1 protein-coding gene is annotated in these 1304 nt (G+C 41.3%); it reads left to right on the top strand.

Annotation, left to right across the window (positions count from 1 at the left end; translation table 11 throughout):
• Window positions 1–25 precede the first annotated feature (25 nt).
• Complete coding sequence (locus tag AB4209_RS22325) at window positions 26–1189, top strand: dipeptidase (RefSeq protein WP_017029485.1); 1164 nt, start codon at window positions 26–28, stop codon at window positions 1187–1189.
• Window positions 1190–1304: the final 115 nt, after the last annotated feature.

Here is a 1304-nt window from a genome sequence, read left to right on the forward strand (position 1 = left end):
AACACTGTTAAGGAAAATTTCAAATATGGACAACAAATCTGAAATCGAACCAAGTAATGATAAAGCGACAAAGTCAGGTGCACCAAAATTACCAGAATTTGAAATAAAAGATTATTCAAAAATCCCTCAACGAACACACAAATATCCTGCATCTGAACGTGCAAAAAAAATTGTTCGAGATTCTATGGCTATTGACAGCCTTTTTTCCGGTCTTTGGCCCTCTCAATGGTCTTCACCTGAAGCACCAGAATTCCATGATGAAATGGACAAGTGCAAAGCCGCTGGATTCAAGGTACTAGCAGCATGTCCTTCCGCAGACTCGTTAGATGCCTCGGTTGAAGGCATTATGAAAGGCGCTCAGTTCTACCTAAGCAAAATGAAAGAACGCCCAGACGACTATATGATGATCCGCACTACCAAAGATATTGATGAAGCGGTAAAACAAAACAAATTGGGTATTTACTTCACTCACCAAGGTACTCAAATATTTGGTGGTGATGTTGATCGCGTAGGACTATGGCGTGAGATGGGCTATGGTTACTGTTTATTGGCATATAATCAACGTAATGATGTGGGTGATGGCTGCTTCGAAATTGAGAACCGTGGTCTAACTGAATATGGAAAAAAACTTGTCGACGCTTATAACCGATACGGTATGCCTGTTGATGTAAGCCATACTGGCGAACGAACCTCCTTAGATGCGATTGAACGCAGTAGCCAACCTGTCATTTCTTCGCATTCAGGTGCGAAAGCCATTGCCGATTATCAGAGAAGCCTTTCTGACGCTGTGATTAAAGGTGTTGCGGCAACCGGTGGGGTTTGCTCAATAAATATGGTGGCTGCCTTTATGGATACATCTAACCCAGATATATTGACGACTGAACAATTATTTCGACATATTGATTATATGGTCAACTTAGTCGGTATAGACCACGTTGGCTTCGGTTCAGACTATATCCCGAACATCAATTTTACAGCGTCTATTATTCAAACACCAATGGGGCAGAACGTATTCCCTGATGGTGGCTATAGTGCCGCTGTAGGAGCAAAAGGGTTTCCTACCCCAGCACCATATCAAATTGTTGCAGCTCTAATTGATACCATGCTTGAAAATGGATACTCAGAAGAAGACTGCAGCAAGTTCTTAGGTGGCAACATGTACCGAGTATTTGATCAAGTCTGGGTATAAGAAGTTTATTAAATTTACTCAATAATTAGCACTTCTAACATCTCGTTTAGAAGTGCTTTTTTAATCGCTTCGAATGAGACTGCAGTTTATGACTGCTCCTAACTTGTTATTGTCC

This window comes from Vibrio sp. 10N.286.48.C11 (assembly GCF_041469805.1).
GTDB lineage: Bacteria > Pseudomonadota > Gammaproteobacteria > Enterobacterales > Vibrionaceae > Vibrio > Vibrio crassostreae_C.